This window comes from Pikeienuella piscinae (assembly GCF_011044155.1).
GTDB classification, from domain to species: domain Bacteria; phylum Pseudomonadota; class Alphaproteobacteria; order Rhodobacterales; family Rhodobacteraceae; genus Pikeienuella; species Pikeienuella piscinae.
Genome location: NZ_CP049056.1, coordinates 1,691,695 through 1,714,120, shown reverse-complemented (window position 1 = coordinate 1,714,120; position 22,426 = coordinate 1,691,695). Strand labels below are relative to the sequence as shown.

General features: G+C 66.9%; 24 protein-coding genes. 11 read left to right on the top strand and 13 right to left on the bottom strand.

What is annotated here, in order from left to right; genetic code table 11:
• Positions 1-13: 13 nt before the first annotated feature.
• Positions 14-661 carry a tetratricopeptide repeat protein gene (locus tag G5B40_RS08290; RefSeq protein ID WP_165097384.1) on the bottom strand — a complete coding sequence of 216 codons (648 nt, stop codon included), beginning with the start codon at positions 659-661 and terminating at the stop codon, positions 14-16.
• Between the two features lie 93 nt (positions 662-754).
• On the opposite strand from G5B40_RS08290, the gene G5B40_RS08285 reads away from it, so the two are divergent.
• The gene (locus tag G5B40_RS08285; RefSeq protein WP_165097382.1) at positions 755-1,696 is read left to right on the top strand and encodes an alpha/beta fold hydrolase; all 942 of its coding nucleotides are present in this window, start codon (positions 755-757) and stop codon (positions 1,694-1,696) included.
• Positions 1,697-1,723: 27 nt separating this feature from the next.
• On the opposite strand, the gene hisN is transcribed toward G5B40_RS08285, so the two are convergent.
• The 3 genes from hisN to typA form a co-directional block, all read right to left on the bottom strand.
• Positions 1,724-2,524 (bottom strand): histidinol-phosphatase, encoded by an 801-nt coding sequence (hisN, locus tag G5B40_RS08280; RefSeq protein ID WP_246209764.1) that lies wholly within the window; start codon positions 2,522-2,524, stop codon positions 1,724-1,726.
• Positions 2,525-2,608: 84 nt separating this feature from the next.
• The gene (locus tag G5B40_RS08275) at positions 2,609-2,989 is read right to left on the bottom strand and encodes a helix-turn-helix domain-containing protein (protein WP_165097380.1); all 381 of its coding nucleotides are present in this window, start codon (positions 2,987-2,989) and stop codon (positions 2,609-2,611) included.
• Between the two features lie 239 nt (positions 2,990-3,228).
• Positions 3,229-5,049, bottom strand: coding sequence for a translational GTPase TypA (gene typA, locus G5B40_RS08270; protein ID WP_165097378.1), 1,821 nt, complete (start codon positions 5,047-5,049; stop codon positions 3,229-3,231).
• Between the two features lie 148 nt (positions 5,050-5,197).
• On the opposite strand from typA, the gene G5B40_RS08265 reads away from it, so the two are divergent.
• Positions 5,198-6,439 (top strand): hydroxymethylglutaryl-CoA reductase, degradative, encoded by a 1,242-nt coding sequence (locus G5B40_RS08265; RefSeq protein ID WP_246209763.1) that lies wholly within the window; start codon positions 5,198-5,200, stop codon positions 6,437-6,439.
• Here G5B40_RS08265 and purD read toward each other — a convergent pair.
• The gene (gene purD / locus G5B40_RS08260; RefSeq protein ID WP_165097374.1) at positions 6,423-7,697 is read right to left on the bottom strand and encodes a phosphoribosylamine--glycine ligase; all 1,275 of its coding nucleotides are present in this window, start codon (positions 7,695-7,697) and stop codon (positions 6,423-6,425) included. The two genes, G5B40_RS08265 and purD, sit on opposite strands and share 17 nt — an antisense overlap.
• Before the next feature lie 76 nt (positions 7,698-7,773).
• Between purD and xseA the strand changes: the two genes are divergently transcribed.
• On the top strand, positions 7,774-9,345 hold the full coding sequence (gene xseA, locus G5B40_RS08255) for an exodeoxyribonuclease VII large subunit (protein ID WP_165097372.1): 1,572 nt from the start codon (positions 7,774-7,776) through the stop codon (positions 9,343-9,345).
• Here xseA and G5B40_RS08250 read toward each other — a convergent pair.
• On the bottom strand, positions 9,342-10,208 hold the full coding sequence (locus G5B40_RS08250; protein WP_165097370.1) for a hypothetical protein: 867 nt from the start codon (positions 10,206-10,208) through the stop codon (positions 9,342-9,344). The genes xseA and G5B40_RS08250 overlap by 4 nt on opposite strands.
• Positions 10,209-10,475: 267 nt before the next feature.
• Positions 10,476-11,417, bottom strand: coding sequence for a thioredoxin-disulfide reductase (gene trxB, locus G5B40_RS08245; protein WP_165097368.1), 942 nt, complete (start codon positions 11,415-11,417; stop codon positions 10,476-10,478).
• Between the two features lie 193 nt (positions 11,418-11,610).
• On the opposite strand from trxB, the gene G5B40_RS08240 reads away from it, so the two are divergent.
• Entirely contained in the window at positions 11,611-12,111 is a 501-nt protein-coding gene (locus G5B40_RS08240; RefSeq protein ID WP_165097366.1) for an Lrp/AsnC family transcriptional regulator, read from the top strand.
• 21 nt (positions 12,112-12,132) lie between these two features.
• Here G5B40_RS08240 and G5B40_RS08235 read toward each other — a convergent pair whose 3' ends face one another.
• The 4 genes from G5B40_RS08235 to lgt are packed head-to-tail and all read right to left on the bottom strand — an operon-like array spanning position 12,133 to position 15,911.
• Positions 12,133-13,236, bottom strand: a complete 1,104-nt coding sequence (locus G5B40_RS08235) for a hypothetical protein (protein WP_165097364.1) — start codon at positions 13,234-13,236, stop codon at positions 12,133-12,135.
• Between the two features lies 1 nt (position 13,237).
• Positions 13,238-13,996, bottom strand: a complete 759-nt coding sequence (gene pgeF, locus G5B40_RS08230; RefSeq protein ID WP_165097362.1) for a peptidoglycan editing factor PgeF — start codon at positions 13,994-13,996, stop codon at positions 13,238-13,240.
• On the bottom strand, positions 13,993-15,057 hold the full coding sequence (locus G5B40_RS08225; RefSeq protein WP_165103410.1) for a class I SAM-dependent methyltransferase: 1,065 nt from the start codon (positions 15,055-15,057) through the stop codon (positions 13,993-13,995). The genes pgeF and G5B40_RS08225 overlap by 4 nt, the downstream gene beginning before the upstream one ends.
• Positions 15,054-15,911: a prolipoprotein diacylglyceryl transferase gene (gene lgt / locus G5B40_RS08220; protein WP_165097360.1), complete on the bottom strand. Its 858-nt coding sequence runs from the start codon at positions 15,909-15,911 to the stop codon at positions 15,054-15,056. Before lgt ends, G5B40_RS08225 begins: the two co-directional genes overlap by 4 nt.
• Positions 15,912-16,022: 111 nt before the next feature.
• On the opposite strand from lgt, the gene G5B40_RS08215 reads away from it, so the two are divergent.
• The 7 genes from G5B40_RS08215 (at position 16,023) to G5B40_RS08185 (ending at position 21,116) form a co-directional block, all read left to right on the top strand.
• On the top strand, positions 16,023-16,271 hold the full coding sequence (locus G5B40_RS08215; protein ID WP_165097358.1) for an accessory factor UbiK family protein: 249 nt from the start codon (positions 16,023-16,025) through the stop codon (positions 16,269-16,271).
• Positions 16,272-16,281: 10 nt separating this feature from the next.
• Entirely contained in the window at positions 16,282-17,256 is a 975-nt protein-coding gene (locus G5B40_RS08210) for an ABC transporter transmembrane domain-containing protein (RefSeq protein ID WP_165097356.1), read from the top strand.
• A 158-nt stretch (positions 17,257-17,414) separates the two neighbouring features.
• On the top strand, positions 17,415-17,918 hold the full coding sequence (locus G5B40_RS08205; RefSeq protein ID WP_165097354.1) for a type III secretion system chaperone family protein: 504 nt from the start codon (positions 17,415-17,417) through the stop codon (positions 17,916-17,918).
• A gap of 103 nt (positions 17,919-18,021) precedes the next feature.
• Positions 18,022-18,471 carry a phasin family protein gene (locus tag G5B40_RS08200; RefSeq protein ID WP_165097352.1) on the top strand — a complete coding sequence of 150 codons (450 nt, stop codon included), beginning with the start codon at positions 18,022-18,024 and terminating at the stop codon, positions 18,469-18,471.
• A 165-nt stretch (positions 18,472-18,636) separates the two neighbouring features.
• Entirely contained in the window at positions 18,637-18,987 is a 351-nt protein-coding gene (locus G5B40_RS08195) for a tRNA-binding protein (RefSeq protein WP_165097350.1), read from the top strand.
• A gap of 511 nt (positions 18,988-19,498) precedes the next feature.
• A complete protein-coding gene (gene recR, locus G5B40_RS08190) occupies positions 19,499-20,116 on the top strand; it encodes a recombination mediator RecR (protein WP_165097348.1) in 618 nt (205 codons plus the stop codon).
• A gap of 97 nt (positions 20,117-20,213) precedes the next feature.
• Positions 20,214-21,116: a formate/nitrite transporter family protein gene (locus G5B40_RS08185; protein WP_165097346.1), complete on the top strand. Its 903-nt coding sequence runs from the start codon at positions 20,214-20,216 to the stop codon at positions 21,114-21,116.
• Between the two features lie 20 nt (positions 21,117-21,136).
• Here the strand turns inward: G5B40_RS08185 and G5B40_RS08180 are convergent, their stop codons facing one another.
• Together G5B40_RS08180 and rplS are read right to left on the bottom strand one after the other, a co-directional pair.
• On the bottom strand, positions 21,137-21,967 hold the full coding sequence (locus G5B40_RS08180; protein ID WP_165097344.1) for a CE1 family esterase: 831 nt from the start codon (positions 21,965-21,967) through the stop codon (positions 21,137-21,139).
• A gap of 74 nt (positions 21,968-22,041) precedes the next feature.
• Positions 22,042-22,425, bottom strand: a complete 384-nt coding sequence (gene rplS, locus G5B40_RS08175) for a 50S ribosomal protein L19 (RefSeq protein WP_165097342.1) — start codon at positions 22,423-22,425, stop codon at positions 22,042-22,044.
• Position 22,426 lies beyond the last annotated feature (1 nt).

Sequence of the window (22,426 nt, the reverse complement as noted above, 5' to 3'; positions counted from 1 at the left end):
ACTTGATCGTTGTTCAGAGTGTCTGGCCGTCGATTTCGGGTGTAAGCCGTTCGATCGCTTCCTGCGCCTTGTCGAGAGTAGGATAGATGCGCGCGATTTCCCGCCAGGTCTGCAGCGCGGCTTCCGGCTTGCCGACATGTTCGAGAATCATCGCAAGTCCGGCGAGAGCTGAAAAATGCCGCGGCTCCAGCGCGATCACGCGCTCGATCTCGGCTACGGAGCGGCCGAAATTCTTCTCGATGTAATCGAGCGTGGCGGCGGCGTTCCAGCCTTCGGCGAATTCCGGGGCGAGCCGGGTGAGCGCGCTGAAATGCGCGCGGGCGCGCGGATAGTCCTTCTCCTGCATCGCCCGATGTCCGCGCTGAAGCAGAAGATCCATGCTGTCGGAGCCGGATTTCGACCAGATATCGCGGATCTGCGCGGCGATCCGATCGCTATCGGCGGCCTCGGCGGCGGCGAGTTCCTGAAAAAGGCGATCGAGGCGCTCTTTGCGGGTTTCCGGCGCTTCGTCTGTTGAGGTGGCGCCGGTCACGGGGTCGGCCGCGGTCGGCCCGGCTATCTCCGCCTCTGGCCGGGCGGAAGCAGGAACGGCGGCGATGGCGCCGACGATGAAGAGCGCGATAGCGGCGGGGCGGATTGCAACGCTGTCCATGTTGAGCATGATGGGGTCGCGCCGCGGTCAAGGCAAGAATTCTGATGATCGAAAGGCGCGCGATGGCGCCGTAGCGACCCCGATCCGCCGCAAGGACCTGCTATGACAGAGTCGGCCCCACTCTATAACGAACTGGCGGAGGCGCCGGAGACCGGCCGCGCCTTCTGGCTGACATCCGGCCGGAGACGCATTCGCGCGGCGATATGGGACGAGGGAACGCGGGGAACCGTGCTGATCTTCACGGGTCGCACCGAGTATATCGAGAAATATGGTCGCGTGATCTCCCTGCTGGTCGAGCGTGGTTTCTCGGTCGCGACGCTGGACTGGCGCGGTCAGGGGCTTTCCGAGCGCCCGCTCGGCGACCGGATGAAAGGTCATGTGGGGGGCTTCGCCGCCTATCAGCGCGATATCGGCGCCTTTCTCGCGGCGCCTCAGGTCATGGCCCTGCCGGGAAGGCGGGTGCTGATCTGTCATTCTATGGGCGGTTGTATCGGCGTGCGCGCGCTCCTCGACGAGTTGGTGGAGCCGGCCGCGACGATCATGACGGCGCCGATGCTGGGGCTCGCGATGAAGCCGATCACACGGCTCGCGGCGCGCGGGATGATCGCGTTCGCGCGCCGTTTCGGCTTCGAGACCTCTTTCACGCCGGCGCCGCACGCATCGCGCCCCTATGTGCTGCACCAGGATTTCGAGGGCAATGTGCTGACCGGGGATTCCGACCATTACGAATGGTTCCGGAAACATCTGGAGGCCGAGTCGGGATTCGGGCTCGGCGCGCCGACGCTAGGGTGGATGGCCGAGGCGTTTGACGAGACCGAAGCCCTCGCCGCCGCGCCCGCGCCGTCGGGGCCGATGCTGATCATGCTTGGTGGCGACGAGGCGGTGGTCGAGCCGACCGCGATCCGCAGTTTGGCGGCGAAATCACCGGTCTGCCGATTGATGGAGATCAAGGGCGCGCGGCATGAAATCTTCTTCGAGACGCCCCTGATCCGGCAGCGAGCATGGGCCGGCATCGACCGGTTTCTGGTCGAGAACGGCGTTTGATCACGGCTTCGGAGCGGGGCGGGCGCTTCAGGCGGCGAACGGCGCTAGCAGGTCGAGCGCGGCCCGGTGCAGCGCCGGATCGCCGGCGGCGATCGCCTGTCCGCCCTGATCGGCTGGTCCGCCGCGCCAGTCGGTGACGACGCCGCCAGCCGCCTCGACCACCGTGATCGGAGCCTGGATGTCATAGGACTGAAGCCCGGCTTCGATCACGAGGTCGACCTGACCGAGCGCGAGAAGGGCGTAGCCATAGCAATCGAGCCCGTAGCGGGTGAGAAGAACGCGGTCGCGGACTGCGGCGAACCCGGCGGCGTCGCGCTCCGTGCCGACCTCTGGGAACGTGGTGAGAAGGATCGCATTCTCCAATCCCCGTCCGCGACGAACGGAGAGCGCCCGCTTTTCCGTCCCGCGCGTCAGTTCCGCGATGCCGGGGGCGCCGGTGAAACGCTCGCCAGTGAAAGGTTGGTCGATGACGCCGAGTAGAGGCCGCGCGCCATCGTGAACCGCGATCAGAACGCCGAAAACCGGCGCGCCGCAAAGAAAGGCGCGGGTGCCGTCGATCGGGTCGAGCACCCAAGTCAGGCCGCTGGTTCCGGCGCTGGCGCCAGCTTCTTCACCCAGGATGGCGTCGTCCGGGCGCATTTCGGCGAGGACGGCGCGCATCGCCGTCTCCGCCTCGCGGTCGGCGGCCGTTACCGGGTCAAACCCGCCGGGGCGTTTGTTGTCGGCGCTGAGTTCGGCGGAGCGGAAGTGGCGCAGGATCGGCGCGCGCGCGGCGTCCGCCAGCGCGTGCGCCGTCTTGAGCAGGTCGTCGATATGAGGATATGTCACGAAAAAAGGTCCGGTGGCTCCACCCACCGGACCTTTTCGCAAGCGCCGCCCGCCGTCAACCAGCTGCGCGCTTGGGCGAACGTCTCAAGCCGCGTCGGAAAGGACGCGCGCCAGATCGAACAGACGACGACGTTGCGCTTCGGGAATTGAATAATAGCTGCGAACTAGTTCCAACGCTTCCTTGTCGGCGAACAGATCGCCTTTCGGCCGGGCGTTCGACTCCGCGTTGGCGGCCAGATCTTCGGCCCCGTCGAGACCTTCGAAGAAGTACGAGATCGGAACGTCAAGCGCGGCGGCGATGTCCCAGAGCCGGCTGGCGCTGATCCGGTTCATGCCGGTTTCGTATTTCTGAATCTGCTGGAACTTGATCCCAACCTTCTCACCCAGCTGCTGCTGGGTCATCCCGACCATCCAGCGCCGCTGGCGCGCGCGCATGCCCACATGGACGTCAACAGGATGTTTCATGCTCGATCTCCCACAATGCTCATCTCGTATGGGTTGTAATGCAAGCACCGTGCCAAACGCCCCTGGCGGGCATCATGCTTATTGGAGTCGAAAGGCGCATACCCTAATTGGTTGCGCGGACGTAAGAAATTCTCCGCCGGGATTATCGCCCGGCGCGCGGTTCTGAAAACGTCATGAATGCATTATGCGCAACTTTAGGCAATTTCGCGAAATGCGAAGCAATTTGCGACAATGAGCGTTCAGCCCTTCGCGTTTCGCAACTCGCGCTTGCGGTCATTCGGGTCAAGCAACCGTTTCCTCAACCGAAGATGGTTGGGCGTGACCTCAAGCAACTCGTCGTCGGCGATATAGGCGATCGCCTGCTCGAGGCTCATGCGCACCGGCGTGGTCAGCACAACCGCCTCATCCTTGCCCGAAGCGCGCATGTTGGTCAGCTTTTTCCCCTTGAGCGGGTTGACCTCAAGATCGCCCGGGCGGGCGTTCTCGCCGATGATCATCCCCTGATAGACCGTTTCGCCGGCGCCGATGAACAGCTTCCCGCGATCGCCCAGGTTGAACAGCGCGAAGGCGACCGACTGGCCCTGCTCGATGGAGATCAGAACCCCGCTCCTGCGCCCCTGGATCGGCCCCCTGTGCGGCGCCCAGGAATGAAAGATGCGGGCCATCACCCCAGCGCCGCGCGTGTCGGTCAGGAATTCGCCGTGATAGCCGATCAGCCCGCGCGACGGCGCATGCGCGATGATCCGGGTCTTGCCGCCACCGCCGGGGCGCATCTCACGTATCTCGGCCTTGCGCTGGGTGATCTTCTCGACCACCGCGCCGGCGAACTCCTCGTCGACGTCGATGGTGACTTCCTCGATCGGCTCCAGCCGTTCGCCGGCCTCCTCGCGAAAGAGAACACGGGGACGGGAGATGGAGAGCTCGAACCCTTCGCGGCGCATCGTTTCGATCAGAACGCCCATCTGCAATTCGCCGCGCCCGGAGACTTCATAGGCGTCGCCCTCCGCGGTCGGCGCAACGCGCAGCGCGACATTGCCCTCGGCCTCACGCATCAACCGCTCGCGAATCACCCGCGATTGCACCTTGTCGCCGTCCTTGCCGGCGAGCGGGCTGTCGTTGACGCCGAACGTAACCGAGATCGTCGGCGGATCGACGGGACGGGACGCGATCGGCGTCGTCACCTGCGGCGCGGCCAGCGTGTCGGCGACCGTCGCCTTGGTCATGCCGGAAAGCGCCACGATGTCGCCCGCCTCGGCCCGTTCCACCGGGGTGCGCTTCAGCCCGCGAAAGCCGAGAACCTTTGAGACGCGAAACCGCTCGACCGCCTTGCCGTCGCGGGTCATCGCGTGAAGCATGTCGCCCGGGCCGACCGCTCCTGTCGCGATCCGTCCGGTCAGGAGCCGGCCGAGAAACGGGTCCGCCTCCAGGGTCGTCGAAAGCATGGTGAAGGGCTCGCCCTCCCGGCCGATCTGCGCCGGGCCGGGAACGTGCCGCATGATTGTCTCGAACATCGGCGCGAGACCGTCGCGGGGCCCGTCCAGCGTCTCGTCGGCCCAGCCGGAGCGGCCGGAGGCGTAGAGAACCGGGAAGTCGAGTTGCTCGTCGCTGGCGTCGAGCGCCACGAAAAGATCGAAGACCTCGTCCAGCGCGCGGTCGGGCTCCGCCTCCTGCTTGTCGACCTTGTTGAGGCAGACGATGGGACGGAGGCCGAGCGCCAGCGCCTTGGACGTGACGAACTTGGTTTGCGGCATCGGTCCTTCGGCGGCGTCGACCAGCAGCACGACGCCATCGACCATGGAGAGAATGCGCTCCACCTCGCCGCCAAAATCGGCGTGACCGGGGGTGTCGACGATATTGATGCGCGACTCTTTCCAGTCGACCGAAGTGCACTTGGCGAGAATGGTGATGCCGCGCTCGCGTTCGAGATCGTTGCTGTCCATCGCCCGCTCGTCCATCGCCTGATTGGCGCGGACGGCCCCCGACTGCTTCAGCATCTCATCGACGAGCGTGGTCTTGCCATGGTCGACATGGGCGATGATGGCGATATTCCTGAGGTCCACTTCGGCTCCTGTTCACTGTCGCGCGCGGTCTAGGGGCTTCGGGACGGTTTGGCGAGAGGAAATTTTGCAGTTGCGAAGAGAAACAGGCCGAAGGCGCGATTGACAGCGATGCATGGCGCGGGGTTTTTCGACCTCATCGGAGGTCGCCATGACATCATCGAGATTGCCGGGTTTCCATAATCTGAGCCGCGCCGCGCGGCTTGATGCGGTCGCCGCGAGGGTCGGGCTGACGGCGGAGGAGGTTGCGCGCTTCAGGGCCGCCTCGGCGCCCGAGGGCGATCTCGCGGACCATCTGTCGGAGAACGTGATCGGAGTGATGTCGACACCGCTCGGCGTCGCGACCAACCTGATCGTCGACGGGGCCGAGGCGCTGGTTCCGATGGCGACCGAGGAAAGTTCGGTGATCGCGGCGCTCTGCAACGGCGCGAAGGCCTGCCGCGGCGCCGGCGGCGTCTTCACCTCGGCGGACGCGCCGCGGATGATCGCGCAGGTGCAGATCAAGGGCCTTTCGGACCCGGTCGCCGCCCGCGCCGCGCTCTTTGAGCGCGAAACGGAGATCGGCGCGCTTTGCGATGCGTGCGATCCGATGCTTGTCTCGCTCGGCGGCGGTTTCCGGGGGATCGAGGCGCGCGTCGTCGGCGCGTTTCTTGTCCTCCATCTGATCATCGACGTGCGCGACGCGATGGGAGCGAACGCGGTCAACACGATGGCGGAGCGAATCGCCCCGAAGGTCGAGGAATGGACCGGCGGCGTGGTCGGGCTCCGCATCCTCTCCAACCTCGCCGACCGGCGTCTGGTGCGGGCGCGCGCGGTCTGGCCCGCGCGGGAGATCGGCGCGGACGTGGTGGAGGGCATGCTGGACGCCTACGCCTTCGCGGCCGCCGACCCCTACCGCGCCGCGACTCATAACAAGGGGGTCATGAACGGCGTCTCGGCGGTCGCGCTCGCCACCGGCAATGACAGCCGCGCCCTGGAGGCCGGCGCGCATGCTTACGCCGCGACCCGTCCCGGCGGCTATGGGCCTCTGACAGTTTGGGAGCGGACGGCTTCCGGCGATCTCTCCGGCGTGATCGAACTGCCGATGCCGGTCGGCGTCGTCGGCGGCGCGACGAAAGCGCACCCCACGGCGCGCATGTGTCTTACGATCATCGGCGCGGAGACGGCGGACGGTCTGGCGCGGGTGATGGCCGCGGTCGGGCTGGTGCAGAACTTTTCGGCGATGCGGGCGCTGGCGACCGAGGGCATCCAGCGCGGCCATATGGGCCTTCACGCCCGCAACGTCGCCATCGCCGCCGGCGCGACGGGGGCGGATATCGACCGCGTCGCGGCGGAGATGGTCGCGCGGGGCGAGGTGCGGGACGACGTGGCGCGCGCTATTCTCGGGGCTTGAGCGCGCGCCAGCCGATATCGCGACGGTGAAACCCGCCCGGCCACTCGATTCGCCCGACCGCCGCGTAGGCGCGGGACCGCGCCGCCTCCAGCGTCTCGCCGCGCGCCGTGACGGCGAGCACGCGGCCGCCATTGGAGACCGTCGCGCCGTCCTTCGACGCCGTCCCTGCGTGGAATATCTCGACATTCGGGTCCGAGGCGGCGGCTTCGAGTCCGCTGATCGGCTCGCCCTTCGTATAGCCGCCGGGATAGCCCTTTGCGGCGACCACGACGCTCAGCGCCGGCTCGGGTCGCCATTCGGTCCGAAGATCGTCCAGCCGGCCATCGGCGGCGGCGCGCAGAAGCGGCAGGAGGTCGGAGCCGAGCCGCATCGCCAGAACCTGGCACTCCGGATCGCCGAAACGCGTATTGAATTCTATCAGCTTCGGACGCCCATTCTCGATCATCAGCCCGGCGAAAAGCACGCCTTGAAACGGTGCGCCGCGCCGCGCCATCTCCGCGAGGCAGGGGCGGACGATCTCGTCCATCGCCCGCGCCTCGACCGCGGCCGTCATCACCGGGGCGGGCGAATAGGCGCCCATGCCGCCGGTATTCGGCCCCTCGTCGCCGTCGAAGGCGCGTTTATGATCCTGCGCAGAGCCGAAGGGGAGGGCGGTCTCGCCGTCGGAGAGCACGAAGAAGCTCGCTTCTTCCCCTGTCAGCATCTCCTCGATCACCACCTCGGCGCCCGCCGCGCCGAAAGCGCCGGCGAAAATGTCCTCGAGCGCCGATTCCGCCTGCGCGACGGTCGCCGCGACTGTCACCCCCTTGCCGGCGGCGAGCCCGTCCGCCTTCACCACGATCGGCGCGCCCGTGGCGCGGACATGAGCTTTTGCGCGTTCAAGATCGTCGAACCGCGCATAATCGGCAGTGGGCGCGCCGACTGCTGCGCAAATCTCCTTGGTGAAACCCTTCGAAGCTTCAAGCTGCGCCGCCGCGCGGGACGGGCCGAAGACCGCAATGCCCGCATTCCTCAGCGCATCTGCGACGCCGGCGGCGAGTGGGGCTTCAGGCCCGATAACGACGAAATTCACCGCCTCTCGCTTCGCGAAGGCGACGACGGCCGCGCCGTCCTCGTTATCGAGCGGCGCGCATTCGGCGATGCGCGAAGCGCCGGCGTTGCCGGGCGCGACGATCAGCCGACCGCATTCCGGGCTCTTCCGGATCGCCCAGGCCAGCGCATGTTCGCGCCCACCGCCGCCGAGAATGAGGATGTCCATCGTCCGCCTCCCTGATCGCCGCCCGTCTAGCGAAGCGGCGCGTGACCGGCAAGGCGCGGCTTGATAGAGAAGTGGAATGGACCTGCTCGAAGATGAACCTGACGCCGGAAACGCACCAGAATTCACCGTCTCGGAACTATCCGGCGCGGTCAAGCGCGTCGTCGAAGGCGCCTTCGACCATGTCCGGGTGCGGGGTGAAATCGGTCGGGTCTCCCGTCCCCGCTCCGGCCACCTCTATCTTGATCTGAAGGACGATCGCGCGGTTCTCAACGCCATCGTCTGGAAAGGCGTCGCAGCGCGGCTGGAGGTCGACCCGGAGGAGGGGATGGAGGTGATCGCAACCGGGCGACTCACCACCTATCCTGGCCAGTCGCGCTACCAGTTGATCGTCGAGAGCCTCGCCCCCGCCGGCATGGGCGCGCTGATGGCGATGCTGGAGAAACGGAAAGCGGCGCTGGCGGCGGAGGGGCTTTTCGCGGCGGAAAGGAAGCGCGCGCTGCCTTACCTGCCGCGCGTCGTCGGCGTCGTCACCTCACCGTCGGGCGCCGTCATCCGCGATATCCTGCACCGGCTGGCGGAACGGTTTCCGCTGCATGTTCTGGTCTGGCCGGTCGCGGTGCAGGGCAAGAAATGCGCGCCCGAGGTCGCGGCGGCGATTCGCGGTTTTAACGCGCTTGGTCCGGACGGGGCGACGCCTCGGCCTGACGTGCTGATCGTCGCGCGGGGCGGCGGCTCGGTTGAGGATCTCTGGGGTTTCAACGAGGAGATCGTGGTGCGGGCGGCGGCAGAGAGCGCGATCCCGCTGATATCCGCCATCGGGCATGAGACGGATACGACGCTGATCGACCTCGCCGCCGACCGTCGGGCGCCGACGCCGACCGGCGCGGCGGAGATCGCGGCGCCAGTGAGGGGTGAGCTTCTCGCCGCGCTCAAGGGGCTGGAGGAGCGCCGCGCGCGCTCCATCGGGCGTCTGATCGAGGAACGTCGCCGGCGTCTTCGCGATCTCGCTCGCGCGCTGCCGCGACCCGACGAGATCGTCGCCGAACGCCGCCAGCGGCTGGACATGGCGGGCGAACGTCTTCCGCTCGCGTTGCAGCGCGCGGCGGACCGGAAACGCATCGCGTTCGCCGCAGGCGCCGCCGGGCGTTTCGGCCCCGCGCTTCTGACGGAGAAGATCGACCGGCGGCGCGAACGCCTTCTTTCATGGTCCGCCCGGCTCGGTCCCGCGCTCGCCCGGCGTTCGGCGAACGAGAGGTCGCGGCTGAACGAGCGCGCGGCGCGCCTGGCGCGCGCGCCGGCGGCGATGGCGCGGCGCCAGGCCGAGGCCCGCGCGCGGCTCGAGGGCGTATCTTTGCGGCTTTCGCGCATCGGCGCCGCCGCGGTTCGCGATGCGCGACGGCGGCTGGACGAGACTTGCCGGCTTCTCACCAATCTCGGGCCGAAGGGCGTGCTCGCGCGCGGCTACGCCATCGTGCACGGTCGGGACGGGGTGCTTATGTCGGCGAAGGCGGCGGCGCCGGGTGACGAGCTGCGATTACAGCTTGCCGATGGCGATGTCGGCGCCGTTGTCGTCGGCGCGTCGAAACCGGCGCGGAAAGCCGGTTCCGCGCCGAAGCCGAAGCCCGGTCAGGGGATGCTGGACCTCTAGGCGGCGCGAGCGGACACCACCCGCCGCCACGCGAGAAGGCCGAGCGCGCCGAGCAGCAGCGGCGCGCTCGCCGGGAGCGGCACGGCCGCGACGGTCTGCGGCGCCGCGTTCGGCCCTTCGGTCAGGAACACGCCGGAGGCGGAATCGATCGTGACGCCGCTCGCGAGCCCGAGGCTCGCCACGCTGCTGAGATTCAGGGCGAGGTCGATCGCATTGTCGCCGGAGAGCAAGGTCGCTGTCAGGCTGGCGAAAATGTCGAAGCTCTGTTCGTCGGAAACCACAGGCAGCGTGACGGAAAGCAACTCATCGAAGAGATCGGAGACCGGCAGCGCGTCCGTCCTGTAGCTGAAAGAAACGATATCCTTGCCGAGACTCCGATCCGTCCCGCTGAAGATCGGAAAACTCATGGAGGTCCAGTTCCCGGCGTTCGCGCCCGCCGACGGATCGAAGATCGCGTAGCGGAAGCTTCCCGACAGCAGGATTGGAATGTTGCCGAGAGAGTCGGCGGACATGTCGATTCCACCGTCGAAATCGAAGTTGAAATCCACATTCGTCCCCGCGCCGCCGGTGATGGTCACCCGGTCGCCGAATCTGCTGCTCACGCCGCGGATCGCGTCTTCGCCGCTGCTGGAAAGCGTTCCCGCAAGCGTCCCGTTGGCCAAATTCGCGTTCGTGGTGATGGCGCCCCGAGCATCGGTATGGCTCATGCTCTGCCGGGTGGCGCCGTCGATCTCGGTCCCGATGGAGACCGGCCCGTTCGCATTAATCGAATGCTGGACGAAATAGGAGGCTGCGTTCGCGGGCGCTCCAAAACCAAGCGCCGCGATGGCGGCGACCGCCAGCCATGTATCAGACATCGCCATGAGTATTGCTCCTCGGATCTTGTTTTTCCATGAGACTTCACATCTCGGAAAGACAGATGCCGCCGGGCGCGCGGGGTTCCCGCAGGCCGGGGGAGTGGCTGATGACATGCTATCACATTGTGTTTGACGCGCCGTGTGGGGGCGTCGCCGAAATGTGCGCGAACCGGAGCCGGAAAAGAGCATCGCCGCCCGTTCCAGGACGACGCTCGGCTTGGAAGCTGGGGCGGCTGCGGGGATTCCGTCAGGCGGTCGGGAGCCGGCAGCCGGCTATTCCGCTTCCGCCAGAAACTTTTCCGCCTCCAGCGCCGCCATGCAGCCCATGCCGGCGGAGGTGACGGCTTGCCGGTAGATGTAGTCAGTCACATCGCCGGCGGCGAAGACGCCGGGAATCGACGTGGCGGTCGAATCCGGTCGGGTGACGACATAGCCGCCCATATGCGTCTCCAGCTGATCGGCGACCAGTTCCGACGCCGGCGCGTGGCCGATGGCGATAAATACTCCGGCGCAGGACAGCGTCGTGATCTCGCTCGTCACCACGTCGCGGATGCGCGCGCCAGTGACGCCGAGCGGGTCCTCGTCGCCGATCACTTCCTCCAGGACCGTGTTCCAGATCACCTCGACTTTCGGGTTCTTCATCAGGCGGTGTTCGAGGATCTTTTCTGACCGCAGGCTGTCGCGCCGGTGGATGAGCGTCACCTTGTCGGCGAACCGCGTCAGGAAGAGCGCCTCCTCCACCGCTGTATTCCCGCCTCCGATGACCAGAACCTCTTGGCCGCGATAGAAGAAGCCGTCACAGGTGGCGCAGGCGGAGACGCCGAAGCCCTTGAATTTCTCCTCCGACGGCAATCCAAGCCATTTCGCCTGCGCGCCCGTGGCGAGGATCACCGCCTCGGCTTCGAAGGTCACCCCCGAATCGGCCTTCGCCACGAACGGGCGGCTGGAAAGATCGAGAGAGGTGATGATGTCGGCGATCACCTCCGTCCCCACCGCCCTGGCGTGTTCCTCCATCTTCACCATAAGGTCGGGACCCTGCACTTCGGTGAAGCCCGGGTAATTCTCGACTTCCGTCGTGATGGTCAACTGCCCGCCCGGCTGGATTCCCTGCACCAGCACCGGATTCAGCATGGCCCGCGCGGCGTAGACGGCGGCGGTGTAGCCGGCGGGACCGGACCCGATGATCAAAAGCTTGACGGCGCGGGTCTCTGGCATCGTGTCTGTCCTCGGCTGGGTCTGGGTAGAGGGTGGATCGGAGCCTTGTTTAATGGTCCGCCCCGGCCGCGCCAAGCTGCCAATCCGGTTTTGAAATCTTGCTCGATGGCGTAATTTTATTGCGTAAGTCGCGGCTAGTCGGTAACTCCGATCGCGATAAGAATGCGGGAGCAAGCCCGCGAACGGGGGTTGAATGGCCGCGGGTAAGATCGACGCGATTGACCGGAAGATTCTGGCCGAATTGCAGTCCGATGGGCGAATGACCAATGTTGAGCTCTCCAAGCGGCTCGGAATCTCCGCGCCGCCTTGTCTCCGCCGCGTGCGCGCGCTGGAGGAGGAGGGGCTGATCGAGGGCTATCACGCCCGCGTCAACGCCCGCGCGCTGGGGTTCGAGGTGACGGTCTTCGCTATGGTCGGCCTCTCCAGCCAGGCGGAGGCGGATCTGCGGGCTTTCGAGGAGCGCGCGCGCGCGTGGCCGCTCGTGCGCGAGTGCCACATGCTGAACGGCGAGATCGACTTCCTGCTGAAATGCGTCGCGCCGGACCTCTCCAGCTTCCAGTCTTTCCTGACCGGAGAGCTGACCGCCGCCGCGAACGTGGCGAGCGTGAAAACCTCGCTGGTGATTCGCGGCGCGAAGGCGGAGCCGGGCGTCCCGTTCGAAATTCTGGAAGCGCGCGCCGCGGCGGAAGGCTGATCGCGACCGGTTCCCTGAGCGTCAGTCTTCTTCCGGCGTCGCGGGGCTTTCCGGCGCAACTGTCGCGGCGGCCGATTGGGTTTCCGGCCGCGCGGGCGGCGTCGGCGTTCGATCCAGCCGCGTCAGGGTCTGTGCGGCGCGGATCGCATCGGCGACGAACGGCGCCTCCTCGAGCCGGGCCGCAGTCTGAAACGCGATCCGTTCCGCGTCTTCCGGGGTGAAGCCGGCGAAGGGATGTCCGGCTCTGGGGGCGCCGCTCATTCGCGCGGCGGCCAGAAACGCGCCGATCTCTTCGCCCTCTTCGGTGAAAAGTCGCCAGTTCACCGCGACACGGCCGCGCGCGGCGACGACGTGCGGTTCGATCGTGAACACCCGGCCGGCGCCGAGCGCGCGGTGGAGCGCGACATGCCCGGCCAATCGCCGGACGAGCGCGCCGGCGATCAGATTCGACACATAGGCGGGCGCGTCGGACGCGGGTTCGACGAAAAGTCCGACATCGCGCGCGATCAGCGTGCCGAGCTTCTGCCGCTCGGTATGAAGCGCCGGGAGCACCGCATGCGGGTCAGGCGCGGTCCTGAGTGCGGCGCCGTCCCAGAACGTGATCCCGGCGTCGTCTGCCAAAGCCGGCGTGGCAAGGAAGAGACAGGCGAGCGCCGCGCGTCTCATCGGAGCGGCGATCCGAGCGAGGGCGCGGAGGGCGGCCCGGCGCATGTTCCTGCGATCGGGGGCAGTCCGCCCGGCGTCATCGCCACGTCCCAAGCGCACGGTGATGTCATGCGCGTCAGCGCCGACCCCGGGTCGTTTTCCGGCCAACCCTCGCGCGTCGAGAAGATCGGCGGGATCGCCTTTCGGGTCGGGTTCGGCGACGTCCATCCACACGCGGACACTGGTCAGAAGTGAGGCCGGGCGGGCCGGGCGCTGATCCGCTGACCGGGTCGGCGGCGCGTCGCCCGCTTGGTCGATAACGAGGCGCTGGAAAAAACTGTAGCGGAAGGCGTCGCGGCGGATCGCCCGGTATCGGCGTTCGTGCGCGAAAATGAGCGCCGCGCCAAGCACGCGCGACGACATTTCAGCGCGGAGCCCCTCGCGGCGGGTTTCAAGAGCGGTTGCTGCGAAATGCGGCACTTCAGGCGCCGGGGAGCATGACGACCGAGACGAGACGTCCGTAATCCTTCTCACCCCGATGCATCGCGCGACGGTAGGAGTAGAAGCGTTTCTCGTCGGAAAAGGTGCAGTGGCCGGTCCATGCGGCCTCCGCGATCCCGGCGGCGCGCAGGCGCGCCAGCAGATAGCCGGGAAGGTCGAACTGCACGCGGTCGCCGGCGCCGCCGGCGAAAAAGCGCGTGGTTTCAGGGTCCTCGGCGACGAATTCATCCATGAATTCCGGCCCGACCTCATAGGCGCGCTGGCTGATCACCGGGCCGATCGCGGCGCTGATGCGGCCGCGCCCGGCGCCGAGCGTCTCCATCGCCTCGATGGTCCGGTCGGTGACTCCGGCTAGTGCGCCGCGCCATCCGGCATGGGCGGCGCCGATCACGCCCGCTTCGGGATCCTCCAAAAGCACTGGCGCGCAATCGGCGGTGAGGACGCCAAGCGCGAGGCCGGGCGTTCGCGTCGCCATCGCATCCGCCTTCGGTCGCTCCCCGGCCCAGGGTGCAGCGACGACGACGACATCGGGCGAGTGGACCTGATGGAGTGAAAGAAGCTCGCGCGCGCCGAGATGAGCGGCGACCAGAGCGCGGTTCTCGGCCACCGCGGCGGGATCGTCGCGAGAGCCCGGGCCGCAATTCAGCCCCGCGTAGATCCCCGCCGACACGCCGCCGGCGCGGGTGAAGAACCCGTGTGGCGCCTTGATGGCGTCTGTTCGTATCGGGGCGAGGGTCATGAGGCGCTCTCCGTCTCGAATCCGGGCGGCGGCGGCGATCCGGGCGGAAAGATCGCCAGCGCCTTGAAGAGCGTCCCCATCTCGGCCGGATCGGTCAAGCGGTGAAGCGCGGCGGCGATGGTTTCGGCCTGGTCGGGGCGCGCGCGCGCCAAAGCTTCGGCGCGCGCGCCGATGCCGAGCCGCGCGAGCCATTCGCCTTGCGGAACCAGCGCGGACGCGGCGGCGCCCGCTGATCCCGCCGCCGCCGCGAGAGCTTCGAAATCGACATGCGCGGTCAGGTCCGCCAGGCCGGGGTCGCTCAGCGGGTCGGCGTAGCGGTGGCTCCGGAGCGCCTGAACCGTGTCGGCGCCCATCGGCGAGGTTTCGCCGTAGCCATAATCGATGATGATTGCGGCGCCGCCGTCGCGCGCGATGCGCGCGCCGAGCGCCCCGGCGATTGCGGCGCTGCCGGGATTACGCTCGCGGATCGCGCCCTCCGGCGCGGCGCCGAGGGGGAGGCGCGTGTGGCGAAGCCCGGCGGCGAGCGTATCTCCGGAAAGGCCGACCATCCGCTCGGCCCAGCCGTTCGACGTCATCACATATTGCCGGACCGGCAGCGCGTCGAAGAACTCGTTGGCGATGAGAAACAGCGGCCCGTCCGGAACGTCATCGAGCCGCGCCGCCCAGCTGGCGCCGGGAACGCGCCGCTTCTGCTCGGCGCGAAGCCTTGGCGAGATTTCCACCAGCCAGGCGTCGGCTGCATCTACGAAGCCGGGCAGGGCGCGCGCGGCGCGAAGCGCGTCCGCCGCCAACTGACCGCGGCCGGGGCCGAGCTCGACCAGGCGAAAAGGCGTCGGGCGGCCCGCTCCGGCCCAGGTTTCGGCCAGCGCGAGGCCGATCATTTCGCCGAACATCTGGCTGATCTCGGGCGCGGTGGTGAAATCGCCGCTCGCGCCGAGCGGGTCGCGGGTGGTGTAATATCCATGCTCGGGATGGGCGAGGCAGAGCGCCATGAAGTCATGCAGCGTCATCGGCCCGTTCAGGGTTATCTCCCGACGGATGATCGTCTCCAGCGGCGTCATCGCCGGCGCGTGAAGGCCCAAAGGCCAAATCCGATCAGGATCATCGGCAGCGAAAGCACCTGACCCATGGTGAGCCCGTATTCCGCCGTGAACCGGATGGCGTGGCCATAGGGGTTGCCGGGCCCGAAGAATAGCGCGTCGGGCTCGCGGAAAAGCTCGACGAAGGCCCGCGCCGCGCCGTAGCCGATGAAGAACAGGCCGGTGACCAGCCCGGGGCGCTTCAGCCAGCCGCGCCGCGTCGCGAGAAGCCAGAGAAGCGCGAAGAGAAGCGCGCCTTCTAGCGCCGCCTCATAGAGCTGGCTCGGGTGGCGGGGGATATCGCCCGCGCCTGGAAAGACCATGCCCCAGGGCGCTTCGGTGGTCCGGCCCCAAAGCTCGCCATTGATGAAGTTCGCGATTCTGCCGAGAAGGAGGCCGACCGGCGCCACCGCCGCGACGCCGTCGGTGATCTGCAAGAGCGGCGCCTGATGCAGCCGGCAGAAGAGGATCAGCGCCGTCGCCACTCCGAGAAAGCCGCCGTGAAACGACATGCCGCCGGACCAGACCTGAAGGATCTCGCCGGGATGGGCGAGATAATGGCCCGGCTGGTAGAAAAGCACGAAACCGAGCCGTCCGCCGAGGATGACGCCGAACACCATCCAGGTCAGCAACGACTCCGCCTGCTCGCGGTTGAGCGGCGCGACGTCCCCCGGCCAGAGCGAGGGGCGCGCGATCAGCCGCCGGAAGAGCGCGAGTCCGATCAGCAACCCTCCGAGATAGGCCAGCGCGTACCATCGGATCGGCAGGGAAAGACCGAAGAGTTCGATAGTCACCAGAACCGGGTCGATGTCCGGGTAGGGAATGACGAGGGGCATGCGGCTTCTCCTGCTCCGCGGCGTTCTGGTGCGCGGCCCGGCCAAGGTCAAGCGCTTGCCCGACGCGGGCGGCCGGGCCATATACTCGGGTAGCGATGAAAGGATCAGCCGATGCAGGGCCGCAGCAAGATACTTGACGATATCTCGCAACTGATGACCAACGCGGCCGGCGTCGCGCAGGGCGTGAAGGACGAGGCGGAGACCGTGATGCGCCAGCGGCTGGAGCGGCTTCTGCGCGAGATGGATCTCGTCACGCGCGAGGAGTTCGAGGCGGTGCGCGAGATGGCGCAGAAGGCGCGGGAGGAGAACGAGGCCCTCGAAGCCCGGATCGCCGCGCTCGAGGCCGGGCGCGATAGCTGATCGTCACCGGATGACGGCGCGGATCCGGTTCCGTCCGCGCCGGATCGAGCGTTCCGGCGACGACAGCCCGGCCTCCAGCCTCCGGACGTTTGTGGTCCGCATGACGGGGTGCTGGCAGATCGTGGCCTGCGGACTCAGCCTCGTCGTCACCGGACTGGCGCTGGCGCCGATCGAATTGCAGCGCCGTCTGATCGACGATGGCGTGATGAAGAGCGACGGCGGCCTCGTCATCACGCTCGGGCTGATCTATCTCGGCGTCATCCTCCTTCATCAGGCGTCCAAATTCGCGCTCGCCATGCTTCAGAGCTGGATGAGCGAAAGCGCCATCATTTATACGCGCAGGCATCTCTGGCGGCTCAGGGGCGATGAGCCGAGCCCGAATGGCGAGGGCCGCGATATCGTCAACGTGCTTTCGATCGAGGTCGAGGCGCTTGGCGGCTTCGCCGGCGCGGCGCCCAGTCAGGCGCTGGCCAACGCCGCGATGTTGCTCGGCGGGCTTGGCTACATGTTCTATGTTCAACCCGCCGTCGCGCTGTGCGGGCTCGCGCTTCTTGCGCCTCAGGCGGTGCTCGCGCCGCTGATGCAGCGCCGGCTGAACCGTTTGATCTCCATCCAGGTGCGGTTGAAACGGCGCTACGCCGCCGCCATCGGCGACGAGGCTCCGCCCGACCGCAAGGAGATGAAGATTCGAACCGGTCATCTATTCAGAAACCGGATGACCTTCGTGCTGTGGAAGACGATGCTGAAGGCCGGCCTCAATCTTCTCAATGCGGCTGCGCCGGTCGCGGTGCTGGTCGTCGGCGGCCTCATGGTCATCGCCGGTCAGAGCACGGTCGGCGTCATCATCTCCTTCGTCGGAGGGTTCAACCGGCTCGCTGAGCCGGTGCGCCAGCTGATCGCGTTTTATCGGGAAGCGGCGGAGGCGGGCGTGCGCCACGACATGGTGGCGGAGTGGATGACCTCGTCAAGCTCATCAGACCGATGAACCCCACAAACTCGGGCAAAAAATTGCTGGACGGGCCGGCGAGCGTGCTGCACCATATTTCGTAGGGTCTGGAGTAGACAACCACGACCCGTTGGCATCCCAACAAGCCCTCGCGGGGCGGGCAACCTCGCCGGGCCGCAACCACGGGAGCACGAGGCATGGAAGCCGTCGAGCATGATTTCAACACAGACGACCTCAACCCCATCGATATCGTCGAGACGCTGGCGGAGCGGCGCGACTGGGAGTTCGATCGCGTTGGCGAGGATCAGATCGCGATGGCGGTGGAGGGTGTCTGGCGGACCTATTCGCTCACTCTCGCCTGGTGTGGGCGCGACGAGACGCTGCGCCTGATTTCGACCTTCGAAATGGACCCGCCGGCCGAGCGGCGGGCGGAACTGGCGCTGCTGCTCGACAGGGCGAACGATCTGATCTGGTCGGGCTGCTTCAATCTCTGGGATGAGCAGAAGCTGATGGTGTTCCGCTACGGGCTGACCCTCGCGGGCGGTGCGGTCGCGACGGCGTCGCAGATCGACGCGATGCTGCGTGGCGCGGTCAGCGCGGCGGAACGGTTCTACCCCGCGTTCCAGCTCGTCGCCTGGGGCGAGGAATCGGCGGAAGCGGCGCTGGCGATCGCCATGTCGGACGCAGTCGGGCGGGCGTGAAATAAAATTGTGCAGTGCAGCAATGCTTGATTTTATGGTGCGTCGCACAATATGCGATGGGAGCGGCAGCGACGCCGCGATGATTCAGGACAGGAGCTAAGAAATGTTCAGCGCCGGCGCAAATCCCTTCGATCCGACGAAGTTCACCGAGATGTTCACATCGATGGACCCGACGAAGTTCTTCGATTTTTCCTCCATGAAGGGGTTCGACAAGAGCGCGCTCCTTGCCGCGCAGCAGAAGAACATGGAAGCGTTGGTCACCGCGCAGAAGGCCGCGGCCGCCGGGTATCAAGACCTCTTCGAGAAGCAGGTCGCGATCTTTCAGGAAACGATGAAGGCGGCGCAGGCGCAGATCGCCGAACTCGCGAAGGCCGAGCCGGGCGCCGACGCCGCGTCGAAACAGGCCGAGCTGACCTCGAAAGCATTCGAGCGCGCCGTCGCGAATGCGCAGGAGTTGGCCGATGCGGCCGGGCGCGCCAACGCCGAGGCGTATGAAATCGTCCGCGCCCGGATCGACGCGAGCGTCGAAGAGCTGAAGGGCTCGACTCGCTGAAATTTCCGCCTCAGGATTGAGGCGGCCGAAGGCGCGGCGGCGTTTGTATGCGCCGCCGCCGCTGCGCCTGGTCGGCGCCGCGAGCGCAACGGCGGCGGCTTCGGAAGCTCTTTCGCCATTCCCTGCCTGCGATTACGGTGCTCCAGCGATAGACGGGAGGGGTGTATGGCCGGGACTGCGACCGAATTCGACTTCGACGATTTTCTGAGAGTGGATATCAGGGTCGGCGTCGTCACCGCCGCCGAACCCTTCCCGGAGGCCAGGAAGCCGGCGATCAAGCTATGGGTCGATTTCGGCCCGGAAATCGGCGTTAGGAAAAGTTCGGCCCAGATCACCGCGAATTACACGCCTGAGGCGCTGGTCGGTCGACAGGTGATGGCGGTGGTCAACTTCCCGCCGCGGCAAATCGGCAAGTTCATGAGCGAGGTGCTTGTCCTCGGTGCGCCCGACGCAGAGGGAGAGGTCATGCTGATCGCGCCGGATCGGCCCGTTCCGGTCGGCGGCCGACTCTATTGAGTCGCTCGGCCTCGGGCCTCACCGTTCTTCGCGAACGCGGGCGGAGGCCCGGTAGCGCAGACCATCGAGTTTGAAGAGCCGACGCACCCCTCCACGCGCGCGCCGACTCTTTTTTCTCCGCCGCCCGCGAGGGAAGCGCTGAAACGAACGTGACCAGGACGCACGCGACCACGCGAAGGAAGACGCCAAAAAGCTGGGCGAAACCCTTCTGCAATACCAACAATAATTCGACACAAGGCGACTATTGCCGCCTATGGTTGCATAGATTGACGAATTATCTTCCAGATTCAAGCGCTAATTCGCTCGATGCGCATAAATGTGACGGAATGATGGCGCAATCCAGACTGGGCGGGCCGGATGCTTCCATAGGTCGCAGGTCGCACCGGCCGACCCTACGGCGCGTCTGACGCCGGCGCGGAATGTGATCGCGCCGGGGCCAGCCTTCGCACCGTAACTTGACCGCATGCACAGCGCGCGCGCAATCTCGCGGGCGCGTCCGATGGGGAAGAAGATGAGCGGGAACGATCCGGAGATCCAGGCTGGGCGTGAGATATCGCGATTGATCGAACTGATGGCGAAACTGCCCGGGCTCGGTCCGCGCTCGGCGCGACGTGCGGTTCTGCAAATGGTCAAGAAGCGCGAGCTGATGCTCCTGCCGCTCTCCCGGGCGCTTGCCGAAGTGGCGGAGCGGGCACGGGTCTGTGTCGATTGCGGCAATATCGACACGACCGACATCTGCGCCATCTGCCGCGATCCGCGTCGCGACGTGGCGACGCTCTGTGTAGTCGAGGACGTCGCGGACCTTTGGGCGATGGAGCGCGCTGCGGTGTTTCGCGGCCGCTATCACGTTCTCGGCGGCGTGCTTTCGGCGCTGGACGGGGTGACGCCCGAGGCGCTTCGCATTCCTCGCCTCGTCGACCGGGCCTCCGGCGGAGAGGTGAGCGAAGTGGTGCTCGCGCTCGGGGCGACGATCGATGGCCAGACGACGGCGCATTACATCGCCGACGCGCTATCGGGAGCCGGAGTCGCGGTCACCTCCCTGGCGCAGGGCGTCCCGGTGGGCGGCGAGCTTGACTATCTTGACGATGGCACGATTTCGGCGGCGCTCATGGCGCGCAAGGCGCTTTGAACATCGTTGGGAACCAGATGCTTCGGCGCTCGTTAATTTCTGGATAGGTGATGATCAGCCGATAGGCGCAGAAAATTCCAATCGTCCGGAGGTCGACGTGTCCAGACAGAACCCGGACGTATCCGCGAACGAGGACGCGTTCGACGAACACGAGCTGAAGACGATCGAGGACAAGGCGCCGATTCGCCCCCCGGCGATTTTCGAGGTCGTGCGCCGTCAGGGTGAGACCGAGCTGGCGCGGCCGGCTTCGGCGCTTATTCTTTCCGGCCTCGTCGCCGGTCTGGCGATCGGGTTCTCGGTGCTCGGCGAAGGGTTGTTTCGCACGCACCTTCCGGACGCCGCATGGCGGCCGCTGGTGGAGAGCCTCGGCTATTCCATCGGCTTTCTGATCGTGATCCTCGGTCAGATGCAGCTTTTCACCGAGAACACCATCACCGCCGTCTGCCCTGCGCTCGATTCTCCGAACCGGATCATTCTCTGGCGGCTGGTCCGGCTCTGGGCGCTCGTTCTCGTCACCAACATTATCGGCGCCAGTATCTTCGGCTATGTCCTTCATGCGACCGGCGGCTATCAGCCGGAAGTCTGGGCGGCGATCCGCGACCTCGCCCTGCATGCGACGGAACCGGGATGGACCGAGACCATGCTGCGCGGAATCGGCGCCGGCTGGCTGATCGCCGCGCTGGTCTGGATCATGCCGAACGCGGACGGCGCCAAGCCGCTGATGATCATCCTCATCACCTGGCTGATCGCGCTGGCCGATTTCGCGCATGTCGTGGCCGGCGCGACCGAAGCGTCATTCCTCGTCTTTGTGGGCGACATCTCGTCGGGCGAGGCGGTGGCCGGTTTCATGGTTCCCGCGCTGATCGGCAATATTCTCGGCGGTACGGTATTCTTCACTGTCGTGACCTGGGGGCAGATCAAGGCCGAACTGGCCGATGACGAGCCGCCGTGGCTGAAGAAGATCGAGGATCGCCAGAAACCGGAGGAGCCGCCGGGCTGACCGGTTCCCAACTTCGCTATTCAGTCGTTCTCGGGGCGCGTTTCGAACCAGTTGAGCGCCAGTGAGGCCCAGCCCGACGGAATTCGGTGACCAGCGGGATGGAGAGCGAGTTCCAGATTCGCGCCCGGCGCGCAGTCGGTCCAGCGGCGGAGCAGGTAGGCGCCGCGCGCGCCGTATCCGTCAGGCTCGTCGCGGGCGCAGCCAAGCGCGGCGCGCATCAGGTCCAGCCCGGCGAAGAGATCGCCCTGCGTGATCCGGCCGCCGGCGACCGCGCGCCCTTCGAGCGGCACGACCGGGTCCGCCCAGCCGTGGACATGCAGCATCCTGACTGGTCCCCCGCAGGCGGTGGGCAGCGGGCGCCAGAGAAGGCCGGCGATTGGCGCATAGGCGTCGAAGCTCTCCGGCGCGTCGCACGCCACGCGCCACGACATCATGCCGCCGCCGGAAAAACCGGCGAGCAGCATCTTCCCCCGGTCCAGGCCGAAGCGCGCCGCGGAATCCTCCGCCACGGCCTTGATGAACGCGATATCGTCCCGCCGCTCCGGTGACGCGAAACTATTCCAGGCGCCGCCGGCGACGCCCTCGCGCCGTGGCGCGCCCTGCGGGGCGACGACCGCGTAGCCGCGCGCCAGCGCGGCCTCGATCATGGTGCGGTTTCTGAGAACGCCGGCGCCGGTCCCGCCGTAGCCATGAAGAAAGACGATTGCCTGATGGGGCGGCGGCGCGGCGGGGATCTCGACGACATAGGCGCCGCCGCCGGCCTCGCACGGCTCCGCGACCGTCCCGCAGGCGTTGGAGCCGCCGGCGCCGGCGAAAAGAAAGAAGAGGGCGAGGAAGGGAAGGAACATCATGAAACGAGAATGCCCCGGCCTTTCGACCGGGGCGATCACGATTTCATCAGCAGGCGCGATGCGCCGACCATCCCTTATTCGGCGGCGGCCTTCGGCGCGCGGTAGTTCGTCTTTTCGACGATACGAGCCGATTTCCCGCGCCGCTCGCGGAGGTAGTAGAGCTTCGCGCGCCGCACCTTGCCGCGCCGCACGACGGTGATCGCGTCGATCGCCGGCGAGTGCAGCGGGAAGACGCGCTCGACGCCTTCGCCGAAGCTGATCTTCCGCACCGTGAAGGACGCGCCAAGCGTCGAGCCGCCCTTGCGGCCGATGCAGACGCCCTCGTAGTTCTGGACCCGGTGGCGCGTGCCCTCGGTCACCTTCACGCCGACGCGGATGGTGTCGCCCGGCGCGAAATCCGGAATATCCTTGCCAAGCTCGGCGATGTGCTCGGCTTCGAGCTCTTGCAGCAGGTTCATC